This window comes from Faecalibacterium sp. i21-0019-B1 (assembly GCF_042852915.1).
GTDB lineage: Bacteria > Bacillota > Clostridia > Oscillospirales > Ruminococcaceae > Faecalibacterium > Faecalibacterium taiwanense.
On the sequence record NZ_AP031425.1, the window covers coordinates 2,828,397 to 2,844,951 of the forward strand.

General features: G+C 57.6%; 17 protein-coding genes and 1 rRNA gene. 9 read left to right on the top strand and 9 right to left on the bottom strand.

The window, feature by feature from the left end; all coding sequences use genetic code 11:
• Positions 1–115: 115 nt before the first annotated feature.
• From glgD to ACGHP1_RS14095, 4 genes are all read right to left on the bottom strand, one after another.
• The gene (gene glgD, locus ACGHP1_RS14080; protein WP_005938113.1) at positions 116–1,243 is read right to left on the bottom strand and encodes a glucose-1-phosphate adenylyltransferase subunit GlgD; all 1,128 of its coding nucleotides are present in this window, start codon (positions 1,241–1,243) and stop codon (positions 116–118) included.
• Positions 1,237–2,430: a glucose-1-phosphate adenylyltransferase gene (locus tag ACGHP1_RS14085; RefSeq protein ID WP_005938116.1), complete on the bottom strand. Its 1,194-nt coding sequence runs from the start codon at positions 2,428–2,430 to the stop codon at positions 1,237–1,239. Before ACGHP1_RS14085 ends, glgD begins: the two co-directional genes overlap by 7 nt.
• An 87-nt stretch (positions 2,431–2,517) precedes the next feature.
• Positions 2,518–4,734, bottom strand: coding sequence for a 1,4-alpha-glucan branching protein GlgB (glgB, locus tag ACGHP1_RS14090; RefSeq protein WP_390509705.1), 2,217 nt, complete (start codon positions 4,732–4,734; stop codon positions 2,518–2,520).
• Positions 4,735–5,040: 306 nt separating this feature from the next.
• On the bottom strand, positions 5,041–6,063 hold the full coding sequence (locus tag ACGHP1_RS14095) for a ubiquitin-like domain-containing protein (protein WP_390509706.1): 1,023 nt from the start codon (positions 6,061–6,063) through the stop codon (positions 5,041–5,043).
• A gap of 759 nt (positions 6,064–6,822) precedes the next feature.
• Between ACGHP1_RS14095 and ACGHP1_RS14100 the strand changes: the two genes are divergently transcribed.
• From ACGHP1_RS14100 to ACGHP1_RS14125, 6 genes are read left to right on the top strand one after another with little or no spacing between them, the layout of a single operon-like run.
• Positions 6,823–8,283, top strand: a complete 1,461-nt coding sequence (locus tag ACGHP1_RS14100) for a phage baseplate protein (RefSeq protein ID WP_390509707.1) — start codon at positions 6,823–6,825, stop codon at positions 8,281–8,283.
• Between the two features lie 18 nt (positions 8,284–8,301).
• A complete protein-coding gene (locus ACGHP1_RS14105; RefSeq protein WP_390509708.1) occupies positions 8,302–8,694 on the top strand; it encodes a hypothetical protein in 393 nt (130 codons plus the stop codon).
• Entirely contained in the window at positions 8,694–8,807 is a 114-nt protein-coding gene (locus ACGHP1_RS14110) for a CD1375 family protein (protein ID WP_263287078.1), read from the top strand. Before ACGHP1_RS14105 ends, ACGHP1_RS14110 begins: the two co-directional genes overlap by 1 nt.
• Entirely contained in the window at positions 8,800–9,195 is a 396-nt protein-coding gene (locus ACGHP1_RS14115) for a YcbK family protein (RefSeq protein WP_390509710.1), read from the top strand. The genes ACGHP1_RS14110 and ACGHP1_RS14115 overlap by 8 nt, the downstream gene beginning before the upstream one ends.
• Before the next feature lie 14 nt (positions 9,196–9,209).
• Positions 9,210–9,437, top strand: a complete 228-nt coding sequence (locus ACGHP1_RS14120; RefSeq protein ID WP_044953283.1) for a hypothetical protein — start codon at positions 9,210–9,212, stop codon at positions 9,435–9,437.
• Between the two features lies 1 nt (position 9,438).
• Complete coding sequence (locus ACGHP1_RS14125) at positions 9,439–9,690, top strand: phage holin (RefSeq protein WP_005938144.1); 252 nt, start codon at positions 9,439–9,441, stop codon at positions 9,688–9,690.
• A gap of 431 nt (positions 9,691–10,121) precedes the next feature.
• Here ACGHP1_RS14125 and lepA read toward each other — a convergent pair whose 3' ends face one another.
• From lepA to ACGHP1_RS14145, 4 genes are read right to left on the bottom strand one after another with little or no spacing between them, the layout of a single operon-like run.
• A complete protein-coding gene (gene lepA, locus ACGHP1_RS14130) occupies positions 10,122–11,933 on the bottom strand; it encodes a translation elongation factor 4 (protein WP_291012936.1) in 1,812 nt (603 codons plus the stop codon).
• 20 nt (positions 11,934–11,953) lie between these two features.
• Positions 11,954–13,156, bottom strand: coding sequence for an alanine racemase (alr, locus tag ACGHP1_RS14135; protein ID WP_390509713.1), 1,203 nt, complete (start codon positions 13,154–13,156; stop codon positions 11,954–11,956).
• Between the two features lie 3 nt (positions 13,157–13,159).
• A complete protein-coding gene (locus tag ACGHP1_RS14140) occupies positions 13,160–13,939 on the bottom strand; it encodes a tRNA 2-thiocytidine biosynthesis TtcA family protein (protein ID WP_120079735.1) in 780 nt (259 codons plus the stop codon).
• Positions 13,936–14,505 carry a hypothetical protein gene (locus ACGHP1_RS14145; protein ID WP_390509715.1) on the bottom strand — a complete coding sequence of 190 codons (570 nt, stop codon included), beginning with the start codon at positions 14,503–14,505 and terminating at the stop codon, positions 13,936–13,938. Before ACGHP1_RS14145 ends, ACGHP1_RS14140 begins: the two co-directional genes overlap by 4 nt.
• 310 nt (positions 14,506–14,815) lie before the next feature.
• On the opposite strand from ACGHP1_RS14145, the gene rplM reads away from it, so the two are divergent.
• The 3 genes from rplM to ACGHP1_RS14160 are packed head-to-tail and all read left to right on the top strand — an operon-like array spanning position 14,816 to position 16,242.
• The gene (gene rplM, locus ACGHP1_RS14150; protein ID WP_390509717.1) at positions 14,816–15,244 is read left to right on the top strand and encodes a 50S ribosomal protein L13; all 429 of its coding nucleotides are present in this window, start codon (positions 14,816–14,818) and stop codon (positions 15,242–15,244) included.
• Positions 15,245–15,261: 17 nt separating this feature from the next.
• The gene (rpsI, locus tag ACGHP1_RS14155) at positions 15,262–15,660 is read left to right on the top strand and encodes a 30S ribosomal protein S9 (RefSeq protein ID WP_005938160.1); all 399 of its coding nucleotides are present in this window, start codon (positions 15,262–15,264) and stop codon (positions 15,658–15,660) included.
• A 33-nt stretch (positions 15,661–15,693) separates the two neighbouring features.
• Positions 15,694–16,242, top strand: a complete 549-nt coding sequence (locus tag ACGHP1_RS14160) for a hypothetical protein (RefSeq protein WP_390509719.1) — start codon at positions 15,694–15,696, stop codon at positions 16,240–16,242.
• Positions 16,243–16,350: 108 nt separating this feature from the next.
• Here the strand turns inward: ACGHP1_RS14160 and rrf are convergent.
• Positions 16,351–16,467: ribosomal RNA gene (rrf, locus tag ACGHP1_RS14165) — 5S ribosomal RNA — on the bottom strand.
• Between the last annotated feature and the right edge of the window lie 88 nt (positions 16,468–16,555).

Consider the following 16,555-nt stretch of genomic DNA (forward strand, 5'->3'; position numbering starts at 1 on the left):
TGCAGGCAGCACGAACCATTTTTACAAAAGAGCAGGCGGGGGCACACAGATGCCCCCGCCCCTCTCAAGAGGGGCTACCGGGGAGGAAGCCGCCCCTATGGATAACTCAGTAAAATCAGACGGTGTGCTTCTTCTGTACGTACACCGGGAAGCTCTCGGTGCCGGACAGCTTCTTGCCGGCGGTGATCTTCACGTTCTTATCGGTAACAACGCAGTCCAGCTCGGCATTGGCTTCCACCACCGTATCCTGCATCAGCACGCAGTTCTTGACGACGGCACCCTTCTTGACCTTGACGCCGCGGAACAGCACACAGTTCTCCACCGTGCCCTCGATGACGCAGCCGTCGGCCAGAATGGAATCGGTCACCTTGCAGCCCGGCACATAGCGGGTGGGGTTGTCGTCGCGGATCTTGGTGTAGACCGGGCTCTTCTTGGGGAACAGCTTTTCCAGATTCTCGTCATCGGTCAGCTTGAGGTTCTCGTCGAAGTAGCTCTTCATGTCACAGACATGTGCCACATAGCCGGTGTACTCCAGAGCGTGGATGTTCAGGATGTTGACATTGTGGGCCAGAATATCGCGCTCGAAGTAGATCAGGCCGCGGGAGGTCGCATCCCGGACCAGCTTGAGCAGGGTCTCGCGCTCCAGAACATAGATGTTCAAGTCAAGGTTCTGCACGCCGGGGCGGTAATCGTTGAACAGCAGCTCGGTCACACGGCCATCAGCATCAACGGTCAGGGTGTAGTTGTCATTCTTGCGGCCCTCGGGGATCTCGGTCTTCTGGTAAGCAACGGTCACATCGGCACCGCTTGCCTGATGGGCAGCCAGCAGGGCGTTGAAGTCGTAGTTCAGGGCAACATTGGCGTCGCTCATAACCACGTACTTTTCCTTCTGGTTCTCCAGGAAGTTCATGATGGAGCCCAGAGCTTCCACACGGCCGGAATAGATGCGCACGCCCTTCTCAGCGAAAGGCGGCACGATGTTCAGGCCGCCGTGACGGCGGGCCATATCCCACTCACGACCAGTGCCCAGATGATCCATCAGGGAGTGGTAGTTCTTGCGCACCACGATGGAGACATTGGAGATACCGCAGTTTGCCATGCTGGACAGAACAAAGTCCACCATACGGTAGCGGCCCGCGAAGGGGATCGAAGCCATTGCGCGCTCGGTCACCAGCTCGGGGACGGTATTATCATAACTGTTGGGGAAAATAATACCCAACGCATTGGTGTTCTGGCTCAGCATACTTCCATACCCTCCTTGACGGATTCAAAGACTTTGGCACCTTCCTTGACGGTTGCGCCTGCGCCGACGGTCAGGCCGGTGCCCACATGGGCAATGGGGCCATCGCCGCCCACTCGTGCACCTGCACCGACCACAACATCCTCCGCCAGGATGCAGCGCTTGACAACAGCACCAGCCTTGACCACAACGCCGTCCATCAGGACTGCGTCCTCAACAGTAGCGCCCTCTTCCACAACAACGCCTGCGCTCAGCACAGAGTGATGCACATTGCCGTAGATCTTGCAGCCCTCCGTGACGAGGGAATCCTGCACCACAGCGCGGGGGCCGATCTTCTGCGGAGGCAGGACCGGGTTGCGGCTGTAGATCTTCCACTTCTCGTCGAAGATATCGATGCCGGAGTTTTCGGGGTCCAGCACTTCCATGTTGGCTTCCCACAGGCTGTCGATCGTGCCCACGTCACGCCAGTAGCCGGCAAAGCGGTAGGCGTACATCTTGCGGCCGTCGCGCAGCAGGGCGGGGATGATGTTCATGCCAAAGTCGTTCTTGGAGTTGGGGTCTGCTTCGTCCTCTTCCAGATACTTCTTCAGCACATCCCAGTTGAAGATGTAGATGCCCATGGAAGCCAGATTGGACTTGGGTACCGGGGGCTTCTCCTGGAACTCAGTGATGCGGTCGTTCTCGTCAGCCACCATCAGGCCGAAGCGGGAAGCTTCCTTCCAGTCCACTTCCATAACAGCCACAGAGAACTCTGCGCCCTTTTCCTTGTGGAAGCGCAGGAAGTCGGCATAGTCCTGCTTGCAGATCTGGTCGCCGGACAGGATGATCACATACTCGGGATCGTAGCTGTCGATGAAGCCGATGTTCTGGTAGATGGCGTTTGCAGTGCCCTTGTACCAGTCGGTGCCCTTTGCCTGCTCGTAGGGCGGCAGGGTGTGCACGCCGCCGTGCAGACGATCCAGATCCCAGGGCTGGCCGTTGCCGATGTACTCGTTCAGCTTCTGGGGCTGATACTGGGTCGCGATGCCAACGGTGTCGATGTTGGAGTTCACGCAGTTGGACAGCGGGAAGTCCACGATGCGGTACTTACCGCCGAAGGACACTGCGGGTTTTGCCGTTTTCTGTGTCAGCGCGTACAAGCGCGAGCCACGTCCACCGGCAAGGATCATTGCCACAATTTCTTTTGCCATAGCTTTATTCTCCCCTTTAACATTAACATTTCCGTTGTTCGGAAATGAGCGTCAACATGTGCGGTATGGGTCGGCCGAAGAGCCGGGTCATTCCTTGGGCTCCTTCGGTTTGCGGGTGCGTTTTGCGGGTGCTTTTTCCGCCTTGGGTTCTGCCTCTGCCTTGGGCTTGCGTCCGCGCTTTTTGGGTGCTTCCTCGGCCTTTTCCGGCTCAACCTTTGCCTTGCGGGCGGTCTTTTTCACCGGCTTTTCCTCTGCAGCGGCAGCTTCTGCCTTGGGCTTGCGGCCCGGCTTCTTTACCACCTTTGCTGCAGCTTTCTCCGCAACGGTCTTTGTCTTTTTGGCTGCAGTCTTTTTTCCCGCCTTATCGGTCTTGTCCGCTGCGGCCTTGCGGGTGCGCTTGGCGGGCACTTCAAAATACAGGGTGCTCATGGGCGGCAGGGTGATCGTGATGCTCTGCTCAAAGCCGTGCATCGGCTTTTTGTGGGTGCGCACGGCCTTGTTGTGGACTGCGCCGGAACCGCCGAACTCTGCATCGTCGCTGTTCAGGATCTCCTTGTAGGAGCCTGCCACCGGTGCGCCCAGCGTGTAGCCCTCGCGCAGGACGGGGTTGAAGTTGCACACCACAAGGATCTGCTTGCCGGAGGTGTCCTTGCGCAGGAAGGCGATGACGCTCTGCTGCGAGTCATCCGGCACGATCCACTGGAAGCCCTCCCAGCTGTAATCCACCTGCCAGAAGGCGGGATGCTCCTTGTAGAAGGCGTTCAGGGTCTTGACGTAGGTCTGCAGCTCGGTGTGCTTATCGTAGCCCAGCAGCATCCAGTCCAGCGGCTTTGTCTCGTTCCACTCAGCGAACTGGCCGAACTCCTGACCCATGAACAGCAGCTTCTTGCCCGGGTGGGCCATCATGTAGCCAAAGAAGGTGCGCAGGTTTGCAAACTTGGCGTCGTACTCGCCGGGCATCTTGTTGATCAGGCTGCCCTTGCCGTGCACCACCTCATCGTGGCTGATGGGCAGCACAAAGTTCTCGCTGAAGGCGTAGAAGAAGCTGAAGGTGACCTTGTTGTGGTTGCCGGAACGGAAGAGCGGGTCGGTCTTCATGTAGCTGAGCATATCGTTCATCCAGCCCATGTTCCACTTGAAGTTGAAGCCAAGGCCGCCGTCCGAAGCAGGCTTTGTGACCATGGGCCATGCAGTGGACTCTTCCGCGATCATGTACTTGTGGGGGTGACGGCCCAGCACGGTGTCGTTCAGCTTGCGCAGGAAAGCAACAGCCTCCAGATTTTCCTTGCCGCCGTCCTTGTTCGGCTCCCACTCGCCCTGCTTGCGGTTATAGTCCAGATACAGCATGGATGCCACCGCGTCCACGCGCAGACCGTCGATATGGTACTGCTCCAGCCAATACAGTGCGCTGGAGATCAGGAAGCTCTGCACCTCGCTGCGGCCGAAGTCGAACACCATGGTGCCCCACTCCTTATGTTCGCCGCGCTTCGGATTTGGGTCCTCGTAGCAGGCTTCGCCATCAAAGTTGTACAGGCCGAACTGATCCTTCGGGAAGTGAGCAGGCACCCAGTCCATGATCACACCGATGCCGGCGGCATGGAGCTTATCCACAAAGGCCATCAGGTCCTTGGGGGTGCCGTAGCGGCTGGTGGGCGCAAAATAGCCGGTGACCTGATAGCCCCAGCTGCCGTCAAACGGATATTCCATGACCGGCAGCAGTTCCACATGGGTATAGCCCATCTCTGTGATATACGGGATCAGCTCGTCTGCCAGCTCGGAATAATTGTAGGGCTTGCCGCCCTCCTTCATCTTCCAGCTGCCGGCGTGCATCTCGTAAATATTCATCGGGCTGTTGATCACATCAGCCTTTTTCTGTGCTGCCTGCCATGCATCATCGTGCCACGCAAAACCACTGATATCGTAGACCTTGCTGCCGTTGGACGGGCGGGTCTCGGCGTGGAACGCATAGGGATCAGCCTTATAGACCAGATCACCTGCGCGGGTGGTCACGCAGTATTTATAAACATCATATTCCTTCATGCCCGGGATGAACAATTCCCATACGGAATCGCCATCCACCTTGCGCATCGGGTGGCTGCCCGGCTTCCAGCTGTTAAAGTCGCCCACCACGCTGATGGCTACAGCATGGGGTGCCCACACGCGGAACACCACACCTGCTTCACCGGCACGCGTTTCCATGTGTGCGCCAAAGTAGCGGTATGCTTCACAGTTATTGCCCTGTTTAAACAGATACACCGGCAGGTCCGATGCATTGCTCTGGATCTTCTCCTCGGTCGGTTTCATAGACTGCTCCTCCCCGTACAGATGCACAAAGCGCACCTGTAGCTTTTTACCCTTTTATATTAAAGAATTTCGGTCTGTTTTTCAAGAGTTTCGCCGCATTTTACTGTAAAATTTACCATAATCTTTTCATTGATATTTTTCTCTTATATACATACCCGCTAAATTTTTACAAATTTTATGGTGAATCCTGCCAATCTGACAATAAAAAAGAGCCTCTGCGCACCCTCCCAAAGGGAAGGTGTACAGAAGCTCTCTGTTTCTGTTGAAAATTTTCAGTTCCGGTTTCCCCGGTTCTTTTCAGCCTGCTCAGCCCACCACGTAGACGTTCACCTGAATGGCTCCATTGATCACGCTCTCGGCGTAGGTCTCGTAGAACAGGTCCACAAGGATCTGGCCCTTCTGCACGGCAATGCCGGTATCGGTAGCCACCGCATAGCCGTACACGAACTTGCCGTCGGTGGAGGTGATATACAGCTTGGTGCCGTAGGGGATCACATCCGGGTCCACAGCCACAGTGCCGTAGCCCAGACCCAGACCGGAAGAACCCTTGCCGGTCTTGGAATAGTAGCCGGTGGCCTTGCCGGTGAGCACCTTGCTGTAAGAGGCGGGTGCATTGGTGGTGCCGTCCGGGCCGGTCAGCGGGGAGACCGGCGCGCCTGCGCCATAGGTCTTTACGATGTGGTTGGTCGGCTCCACAGTGGTGGTGGAATCCACCACGATGCTGTTTTCCAGCTCGCCGTCCACATAGCGGTCGCGGGTGGTGATGGTCTGCTGGCCTTCCGCACCATGGCGCACCGTGGTGGCGCGGCCGGTGTTGCGGAAATACAGGCTGGTGTAGACGTACTCGGTATCGTAGGGGATGGCCTGCGTCTCCACACGGTCGGTGTAGTCCACGCGGTGCACCGTGATGGTGGAACCTGCGCTCACCAGCTGGTCCAGAGCAGGCTCGGTGTAGTCGTCACCCTCCAGGGTGATACCGGCACGCTTCAGGGCATCCGCCACGGTGCCGAACACCATTTTGACGGGGTACTCCTGACCGTCGGCAGTGATGCTGACGGAGAATGCGCGCTCAATGTTCAGGGCGGCAAGATTGCCGCTGTAGGCCGTGTAATAGACCTGATCGCCCTCTTCGGACTGGATGCCGGAAAGGTTCATAACCTGTGCAGGGTCGGTCTCGGAGGTGAGGATCACCTGCCGGGCACCATTGGAGTCTGTGACGTAGGTCAGCCGCAGATTCGCAGCGGTCACACTGAGTGTAGCCACAAGGCACACGACCATGACACAAAACGCCAGCACACGGGGAGAGACTGCATGCTTGCAGTCAGACAATGCTTTCTTCAATTTTACGGAAGCGATACGAGACAACTCCTCTCTTTTCAAAATTGGCTGCGGCTGCGGACATGTTTTTCATGCCCCGGCCGCCCGGACTGCGGGGCGGGCAGATGCCATCTGGCCCCACAATCAAATACGATGCCCTCTTTTTGGTAAAATCGAGCATCGTATACAATTTGGACTCCGCTGCGGAGGGTGCAGTTACCCTCCCGGCCCGGACCCCATCTGCCCGCGCCGCGCCGTATATAAGACGGCTTTTTACTTCATCCAGATAATTTTTAAACGCTGCAACGTCTGTTGGTTCCGTTGAGCGGCTCTTATTTTACCAGTCCAATGGCCATTTGTCAAATCACCTTCTCATACTTTGTTAGTTTTTTGACGTTGTTTTTTGTGCAACTTTAACATTGTTTTCTCCAAAATATTGTTTTTTCGGTTATTTCCTTCCGATTTTCGACCTGTTTTCCGGGGTGTTTTGTTCACGAATTTTTAACATTTATTTTGGACTTTTTGCACCGGAAACTGCACTTTTGGGTTCGTTTTCCCATGCGGCAAGCGGCCAAAAATCGCTGGTTTTCCGTACGAAGCCACCTCTTTTTCATCCCATTTTTCACCCACAAAGAACTGTGCGAATTACCCATGAAAAGCGCCTTCCGGCAAAATGCCGAAGCACAGAAATTTGTGCAGCAAAAGACCACACTGGCAGCTGCCGGGCAGCGGCTGTACAATCAAACAAAAAACAGAAAGGAAGGTTTTCAAGTGAACATCAAGATCATTCAAAGGCAGTGCGGCGGCACTGAATTTCTGTCCCAGCCGCACCGCCTGCACCTCGGTGCACAGAACGCTGCCGGTGTGGACGAGCTGTGCTTCACGCTGCCGGAAGCATGGGCCGGGTGCACCGTTGCGCTCTACCTGCGCCGCAGCGACGGCACCCTGCTGGCACCGGTCTCACTGGACACGCAGCACTGCGTCACCGTGGACCGCCGCCTGACCGGAAGCACCGGCGGACAGTGGATGCTGGCAGCCATCGATGCCAGCGGCTACGCCGCCTATACCCGGCCCGGCAGCTACGACACCTACGCTATCCTGCCCACCGACGGCGGCGCGGAAGAGCTGCCGCCCTCGCAGTATGAGCAGTTCGTGGCGCGTGTGCTGGAAAGTGCCAGTACCGCTTCCACCGCCGCGCAGCGTGCCGCAGCCAGTGCTGCAAGCACGGCATCCAATGCGGCACAGGCCCAGACCGCGGCACAGCGCACCAGCGCCGACAGTGCCGCTGCATCCCGCTGTGCAGCCCGTGCCGAGGCTGCTGCCGCACGGGCAGAGGAGCTTGTGCCTACCGACGGTCAGGTAGTGAGCGTGAACGGCAAAAGCGGCATCGTAAAACTGACGGCGCAGGATGTGGGGGCGCTTCCCTGCCCGGCAGTTCCGGTCTCCGGCCAGCTGCTTCGGGTGCTGAGTGTGGACCCCAACACCGGGGCCGTGTTGACCGATACTGCCGCCATGCCGGATCTGTCGCCCTATCTGCGCAGCAGCACGGTGCCCACGGCTTCGGCCCCCGGCGCAGTGCGGGTGGACCCCGCCTGCGGCATCAACGTGCGCAGCGACGGAACCCTGATCATCGCACCAGCTGCCCGCGAACAGCTGGACAGCATGACGGATGCACTTCTGCCGCTGACCGCAGCCCTGCTGCCTTATGGCGTGAAGAAGGCTCTGACCACCGCCGCAGCCGCCGGGGAATGGACCGCTGCCGAAAAGGCAAACGCCCTGCGCACCTTCGGTGCCGATTTTTCTTCCTATTATACAAAGGAAGATGTCGATGCTTTGCTGGCCGCACCCAGCTCCGCTGCCTACCCGGTGGGCAGCATCTACCAGAGCACCGCCCCCACCAGCCCTGCCGCCCTGTTTGGCGGCACATGGGAGCAGATCGCATCGGAGCGCGTGCTGATGGGTGCCAGCAGCAGCCACGCAGCGGGCACCACAGTAAAGGCCGGACTGCCGAACATCACAGGCTCTTTTGTCTCGGATGTAAAAAAGGGTGAACATAAGGTATCCGGCGCATTCACTGCCGGCAACGTGATCGCATCTACGGGCGAATACAATTCCTTTTCTGATGTATATAAGTTCAGTCTGGATGCATCCAAGTCTAATGCCATCTACGGCCGCAGCGCCACCGTGCAGCCTGCCGCCTACTATGTGCACATCTGGCGGCGCGTGGCCTGAGAAAGGAGGTTTTGAACCATGAAGATCATTGACGAGAACGGTGCAGCCATTGAGACCCCTGACCTGACGCTTGGGTATCTGGTGGGCGACACCGAGCCAGTGGAGCACCCCGCCGTGGAAGGCGTGGAGGAAGTGAGCCACTACGAGACCGTAACGGAGTATCCCGGCGGCGGCAGGGATGTGCGGAAGGTCATCGACATGCCGGGCGTGCCTGCGCAGGCCACATGGACCGAACAGGTGCCGGTGCAGAGATACATCCGCTATACGGAAGAAGAATTGGCCGCGCGGGAAAAAGAGCGCCAGCAGGCCGAGGAAGCAGCCCGTCTGCCCGAGACGATCGCCAGCCTGACCTGCCAGCTGACCGACCTGCAGCTGGCCCTGTGTGAACTGTACGAAGGAGGTGGTGTGTAATGGCAAGGATCTATGCGGCCCTGATCCGCAAGGGCATCAAAACGCTGGAGGATGTGCCCGCCCGGCTAAGGGATGCCGTGGCAGCGCTGCTGCAGGAGGACGGCCATGCTTAATGTTTACTCCTGCACAAGGGATGGCGAAACGCTGCTGAGCCGCAGCTTCCGCGCAAAGGAATTTGCCTGCAAAGACGGCACCGACCCTTTGTTTGTGGACAGCGAACTGGTGCAGGTGCTGCAGGCCATCCGTGACCATTTTGGCGCACCGGTGGTCATTACCAGCGGCTACCGCACCGCTGCACACAACAGGGCTGTGGGCGGAGCGGTTTACAGCCAGCATCAGTATGGCCGTGCCGCGGATATCCGGGTGTCCGGTGTGCCGGTAGAGCAGCTTGCCGCCTACGCCGAGACCCTGCTGCCCGGCACCGGCGGCATCGGCCGCTACCCCGCAAAAGGCTTTGTCCATGTGGATGTGCGCAAAGCAAAAAGCCGGTGGGCCGGGTAAAGGCGGTGAACGGAATGGAAACGATCTTATCCGCTGTCATTGCCGGGGCCGTGACCCTGATCGGCGTGCTGATCGCCAACAGCCGCAGTCAGGCCGTGACCGACACCAAGCTCGAAGAGCTGACCCGCGAGGTGCGCGAGCATAACAATTTTGCCCGCCGCGTACCGATTTTAGAAGAACAGATGAAGGTGGCCAACCACCGCATCGCTGACCTTGAACAAAATGAGAAAGTGAGGAATTGATATGAACTTTGGTAAAATTTCTGCCGCCACCATCGCCCGCACCGCTGTGCTGCTGCTTGCCCTGACCAATCAGGTGCTGAGCGCTCTGGGCAAACCTATGCTGCCCATTGAGAGCCAGACTGTGGAACAGCTGGTGACCGCCGGCATCACCACCGTGGCCGCGCTGATCAGCTGGTGGAACAACAACAGCTTCACCTCTGCAGCCATTCAGGCCGATGCCGAATACGCCCGCCTGAAGCAGAAAAGTGAGTGAGAAAGCCCTCGAAGCAGTGTATCAGTAGTACTTTTTGACTGAAAAGTATTACGATGCAGTCATCTTTCACAGCAGCCCCGGAAGGCACCCAGACAGCCTTTCCGGGGCTTTTTTGCTGCCCAGATGATTCGTTCACGCAGATTCAAGAACGTTTCGCGCAGGTTTCGATGACTTTCGCACTGAAATCATGTATAATCCGGGCAGAAGCAAATCGGAAAAGAGCAGTCAAGAGACTGTAAGCGGCCCCCTAACGCCCCAACGTAAAGGAACTGTTGCAAAATAGTCCCAACAAAAAATGAGATAGGTTTCCCCGAAAGGGGGTGCCTATCTCATTTTTTGTTGTAAACTGAGATTGTGAAAAAACAGATAGAACCCGCGCGCTGGGTGCATTGCAGCCTACCAGAGCGCGGGTTCTCTTTGATCTATAAAGTTTAATCGTCGTCGCTGTCCAGCTTGAGCACAGCGGTAAAGGCTTCACTGGGCAGGGAAACGCTGCCCAGCTGACGCATCTTCTTTTTGCCTTCCTTCTGCTTTTCCAGCAGCTTCTTTTTGCGGGAGATGTCGCCGCCGTAGCACTTGGCAAGCACGTCCTTGCGCATGGCCTTGACCGTTTCACGGGCAATGATCTTGCCGCCGATGGCAGCCTGTACCGGGATCTCGAACAGGTTGCGGGGGATGTTATCCCGCAGCTTTTCGCAGATGCGGCGGCCCTTGGCATAGGCATTATCGCGGAACACGATCATGGACAGCGCGTCCACAGGGTCGCCATTGAGCAGGAAGTCCAGCTTGACAAGGTCGCTCTCGCGGTACTCCTTAAACTCGTAATCGTAGCTGGCGTAGCCCCGGCTGCGGCTCTTGATGGCATCAAAGAAGTCGTACACGATCTCGCCCAGCGGCAGAGCATAGTGCAGATCAACGCGCACATCGTCCAGATACTTCATGTCGATCAGCACGCCGCGCTTGTTCTGGCACAGATCCATCAGGCCGCCCACATAGTCGTTGGGGGTGTACAGGTGCACATCCACAAAAGGCTCTTCCTGCTTGACGATGTTGGAGGGGTCGGGGTAGCTGGAAGGATTGTCGATCATCTCCACAGTGCCGTCGGTCAGGGTAATGCGGTAGCGCACGCTGGGGGTGGTGGTGATGATATCCAGATCAAATTCCCGTTCCAGACGCTCGGTGATGATCTCCATGTGCAGCAGGCCAAGGAAGCCGCAGCGGAAACCGAAGCCCAGCGCGGCGCTGGTCTCCAGCTCAAAGGTGAGGGAGGCGTCGTTCAGCTGCAGCTTTTCCAGTGCATCCTTCAGGTCGGGGTACTTGGCACCGTCGGCGGGGTAGATGCCGCAGAACACCATAGGCTTGACCTGACGGTAGCCGGGCAGTGCTTCGGCGGTGGGATTATTGGCCAGCGTGACGGTATCGCCCACGCGGGTGTCCTGCACGGTCTTGATGCTGGCGGTCAGATAGCCGACCTCACCAGCCTGCAGCTGGGCACAGGGAGAAAGGTTGGTAGCACCCATGTGGCCCACTTCTACCAGCGTGAACTCCGCGCCGGTGGCCATCATGCGGATGGTATCGCCGGGCTTCACGGTGCCCTCAAACACACGGATATAGACGATAACGCCCTTGTAGCTGTCGTAGATGCTGTCGAAGATCAGCGCCTTCAGCGGGGCATCCGGGTCGCCGGTGGGAGCAGGAATGTCGGTGACGACACGCTCCAGCACCTGATCCACATTCAGGCCGGTCTTGGCAGAGACGCGGGGCGCATCCAGACAGGGCAGGCCGATCACGTCCTCCACCTCCTGCGCCACCTCGTCCGGGTGAGCGCTGGGCAGGTCGATCTTATTCAGGATGGGCACCAATTCCAGATCATGCTCCAGCGCCATGTAGGTGTTGGCCAGCGTCTGAGCTTCCACGCCCTGGGTGGCATCCACCACAAGGATGGCACCCTCGCAGGCGGCCAGACTGCGGCTGACCTCGTAGGCAAAGTCCACGTGGCCCGGGGTATCGATGAGGTTGAACTCGTAGGTCTTGCCGTCCTTGGCGGTATAGTTCATGGTGACAGCGCGGGCCTTGATGGTGATGCCGCGCTCGCGCTCAATGTCCATGTTGTCCAAAATCTGGTCTTCCATGGTGCGCTCGTCCACACTCTTGGTCAGCTCCAGAATACGGTCCGACAGGGTGGATTTGCCGTGGTCAATGTGTGCAATGATGCAGAAATTGCGGATATTGTCTCTTGCCATGTAGTTCCTCCGGGAGAAATTTAAGCTTCCAGTATCCAATCCTCGACATCCACGATCTTTCCGTGCTCGAGGTAGACGCGGGGCACGCGGCGGGACACGCCGCACAGCACCTCGTAGGAAATGGTGTCGGTCTTGCGGGCGATGGTCTCGGCAGTATCACTGACGCTGCCGCCCCACAGGATGGCTTCGTCGCCCTCGTGGATGTCCGGGATACCGGTCACATCCACCATCATCTGGTCCATGCACACGCGGCCCAGCACCGGGCAGGCCTTGCCGTGGATCTCCACGATGCCCTTGCCGCAGCTCAGCTGGCGGGGATAACCGTCCGCATAACCGGTGCACAGGGTGGCCACCAGCGTGGGCTTTTCGGCGGTGAAGCGGCGGCCATAGCTGGCGCTCTGACCGGGCTGCATTTCCTTGATCATGCTCACCACGGTCTTGAGGGTCATCACCGGCCGGAACTGCCCAAAGCGCACCTCGTCGCTGGGGTCGTAGCCGTAGAGGATGATGCCGGGCCGCGCCATGCAGCGCTCCCGGGCCAATCCCTCGGGCCAGTCCGGGTGCAGCATCACGCCCGCAGAGTTGTCACAGTGGACGGTCTGCGGCTCGCGGCCTGCCGCCTTGAGCGCATGGAACGCTCTGACGAACAGTGCGTGCTGCTCCGCGGTATAGGCAACGTTCTCTTCGGCGGTGTCGTCGGCCACCGAGAAGTGCTGGAACAGGCCGGTCATCTCAAGGCCCGGCAGCTCACACACAGCCAGCATTTCGCGGATGGCGGCATCAAAATCGGTGCGCAGGGCAAAGCCGATGCGGCCCATGCCGGTATCTGCCTTGAGGTGGATCTTTACTCTGCCGCCTGCCTTTACGGCAGCAGCGGAAAGGTTCTGCGCCTGTTCGGTGGAGTAGCACGCTACGGTGATATCCTCGTGGATGAGGGTCTGGGCGTACTCCGGCTGAACATGGCCCAAAATAAGGATGGGCAGAGTCTGCCCGTCCTGACGCAGCTGCACGGCCTCGGTCAGGCAGCTTACTGCCAGCCATGCTGCACCCTCCTGCGCAAAAACGCGGGCACACTGCACAGCGCCGTGGCCGTAGCTGTCGGCCTTGACCACCGCGCACAGCGGCAGGTCACCGGCCCGGGCTTTGACGGCCCGGAAGTTATGCCGCAGGGCATCGAGGTCGATCTCGGCCCAGACGTGTTTTTCAAAAGGTTGAGTCTTCATGATTCATTCTTCCTCGTTTGTAATTGCAAAGCTGCCGCGCCCGGTGTGGACGGGCCGCCAGCCATCGATGCCGCTCTCCTGCAGTGCGTGCAGGGTTTTCTGGCGGAAAGCGTGGTCGGTGCGGCAGCGCTCCTTGACGAACTCCTTGGTCTGTTCGCGCACGGTCACGCCGTCGGCAGGGCAGACGCTCTTGACGATGGGCAGCCCCTCGGCGTTCACTGCGGAAATGACCTCCTGCTCGGTGGCCAGCAGCATGGGCCGGATGAGGGTGAGGTCCCGGCGCGAAAGATAAGTGACCGGCGAGAAGCAGCCGATGCGTCCCTCCCGCCAGAGATTCATGTAAAAGGTCTCCACGGCATCGTCCAGATGGTGGCCCAGCGCCACCTTGTTGCAGCCCAGTTCCTGCGCTGCCGTGTGCAGTGCACCGCGCCGCAGCTTGGCGCACAGGGCGCAGGGGTTCTTCTCCTTGCGGTAGTCGAACACCACAGGGCCGATCTCGGTGCGGCGGATCTCATAGGGGATATCGTACCGGGCAAACAGCTCCTGCAATACGGTATAATCCATGGGCCTGCCGCCGAACTGCGGGTCCAGCGTGACGGCCTGCACCGTAAAATCAAAGCCGATGTACTTGCGCAGTTCGGCAAGGCCGATAGTAAGGGCCACGCTGTCCTTGCCGCCGGAAACGCCCACCATCACTTTATCGCCGGGAGCGATCATTTCATAGTCCTGCACAGCCTTGCGCATCAGGCCGCACAGACGCTGCATTGCACGGGAACTGCTCATGACAGGGTCACACTTTCCACAAGGTTCACAATGTCGTTGATGGAGGCAAGCTTTGTCAGGCCGGAAACATACACCACGTCACCGCTGGGGTAGGTAATGGTGGCCAGCACCGCATAATACGCCTGAATGTCGCAGCGCACGGCCTCCACCTCGGCACCGTCCACGGTCAGGTTCACCTTGCGGGGCTTGATGACGCCATAGGCCTGCTTGAGGTCCTTCTCGGACGCATCGATAAAGTCCGCATAGCTGTCGGCAGTGCCGCGCTGCAGCAGCACAGCTTCGTAGTCCTCACCGTCGGCGCTGTCTGCCGTGGCGAGTTCCAGCACGGTACCAAGGGTGCTGTCCTCGGTCATCTGGCATACCTTCCAGATGGAACTGTCATAGTAGACGGAAACGCCGTTTGTGCCGGTGTAGTGGGTGTCCGGGTTTGCGGGCACGCTGCGGTTGACCAGCAGCGTTAAAATAATGTAAGTAATGATGCCCAGAGCAACAAAGATGCCCATAGCGGCCAGAAGCTTGGAGGTGCGGCGCTGGGCAGAGGCGTTGTGGTCGATGTCGTTTGGCATGTAAAAAATTCTCCTTGTATCAGTGCGCAGCAAAAGCTGCCATATCCTTTATAGTATACCACACCGGCAGACAAAATTGTAGCGGGCAGCGGCAGAAAATGTGCGGCCGTGGGCAGAAAATTTTGCAGAAAATGCGTTTTTAGGAATAATGAGGATTCAAGAGAAAACGTGAGATTTTGCGAGATTGAAAAAATTACAATGAAAAAATCAAAAAATGCTGTTGACAGGCACCTTTTTATGATGTATACTGACACTCGCGCCCCAGAAAGGCGCCTGAAACGTACAAAAAGCTTATCAGGAGGAAATAGATATGAGCACTACTCTCGTGAAGCCCGCTGAAGTCGAGCGCAAGTGGTACCTGCTCGACGCTGCCGGCAAGAGCCTGGGCCACGTCGCTGCTGAGGCCGCTGTTCTGCTGCGCGGCAAGCAGAAGGTCGATTATACCCCCAACGTGGACTGCGGCGATTTCGTTGTTGTCATCAACTGCGATCAGGCTGTTCTGACCGGCAAGAAGGCTGTGCAGAAGTTCCACATCACCCACAGCAAGTACATCGGCGGCCTGAAGAAGGTCCAGTACAGCAAGCTGATGGCTGAGCACAGCGATCTGGCCATGACCTACGCTGTCAAGGGCATGATCCCTTCCAACACCATCGGTGCTAAGGCTCTGACCCGCCTGCACTGCTACCAGGGTGCCGAGCACGCTCACGCAGCTCAGAAGCCCGAGAAGATCGAGTTCTAAGAAGGAGGCAATCGAACATGTACGAAACCAAACCTTATTTCTACGGCACTGGTCGTCGTAAGGATTCCGTTGCCCGCGTTCGTGTTTACACCGGCACTGGCAAGATCACCATCAACGATCGTGATATCGACAATTACTTTGGTCTGGAGACCCTGAAGCTGATCGTCCGTTCTCCGCTGGTCCTGCTGGGCCTGGAGGGCAAGTACGATGTCGTCGTCCGCGTTTCCGGCGGCGGTGTTTCCGGTCAGGCTGGCGCTATCCGCCACGGCCTGAGCCGCGCTCTGCTGCAGCAGAACGAGGAGAACCGTGCTGCTCTGAAGAAGGAAGGCTTCCTGACCCGCGATCCTCGTATGAAGGAACGTAAGAAGTACGGTCTGAAGGCTGCCCGTCGTGCACCTCAGTTCTCTAAGCGCTGATTTTACCCATATTGCAACCTTTGCAGCTCTGCCTTGGCAGAGCTGCTTTTTTATTGCAAGTTTTCTGCGACTGCACTGACAGGCTGCTGGCCCAGCGGCGGCAGCAGCAGTTCGGAGCAGACAAAAAATGCAGTAAAGACTGCACTGAAAGCGGCAGTTGAGCAAAGCGAGGATTCTTATAATCTGGTCGAAAACAAAGCACTGAGTGTAAATGCACGGGCCATTCTGGAGGCATATCTTGAGGAAGTTGAGGCTGGATACACGGATGTCTTTGAGCCTCAGAATGTAACCAATTTTTGCCCGACAGACGTAACTGTCGGTAACGACGGATTCGGAACGGCTGTCTTTTCCATGCCGGAGAATGCTGTTGATCCGCAGGCGTGGAAAAGAGCTGCGAATGCATTGGTGGCAAATTTTCTGTATTATTATCAATACAATGGCAATACTGTTGAGTACTGCGTTGAAATTGTGAAGCAGGAGGCCGCAGATGGACAAGGTGAAGCGGCAGACTATATGGTGATTTTTGCCAAAAAACATGATGGGGAGGAAGGCGGAGAAATCTGGACGCCGCCGGCACTCTGATATTTTTTGATACCAGCATCCCTGTATAAACCCGGAGAAAAAGATTTGACAAAGCTTTCCGGCAAAAGAAAAACGCCTCAGAATTTCTTCTGAAGCGTTTTTTGTTCAAGTCGGCGACTACCTATTTTCACGCGCCGTTTCCAGCGAACTATCTTCGGCACAAGTGAGCTTAACTTCTGTGTTCGGAATGGGAACAGGTGGAACCTCACCGTCATCGACACCGACCGATCTGACTGAACCAGTATAACATATCTGTTGTACTTTGTCCAGTATTTCTTAGAAGGACGTGCCTTCAAAACTGAATAATCACTGC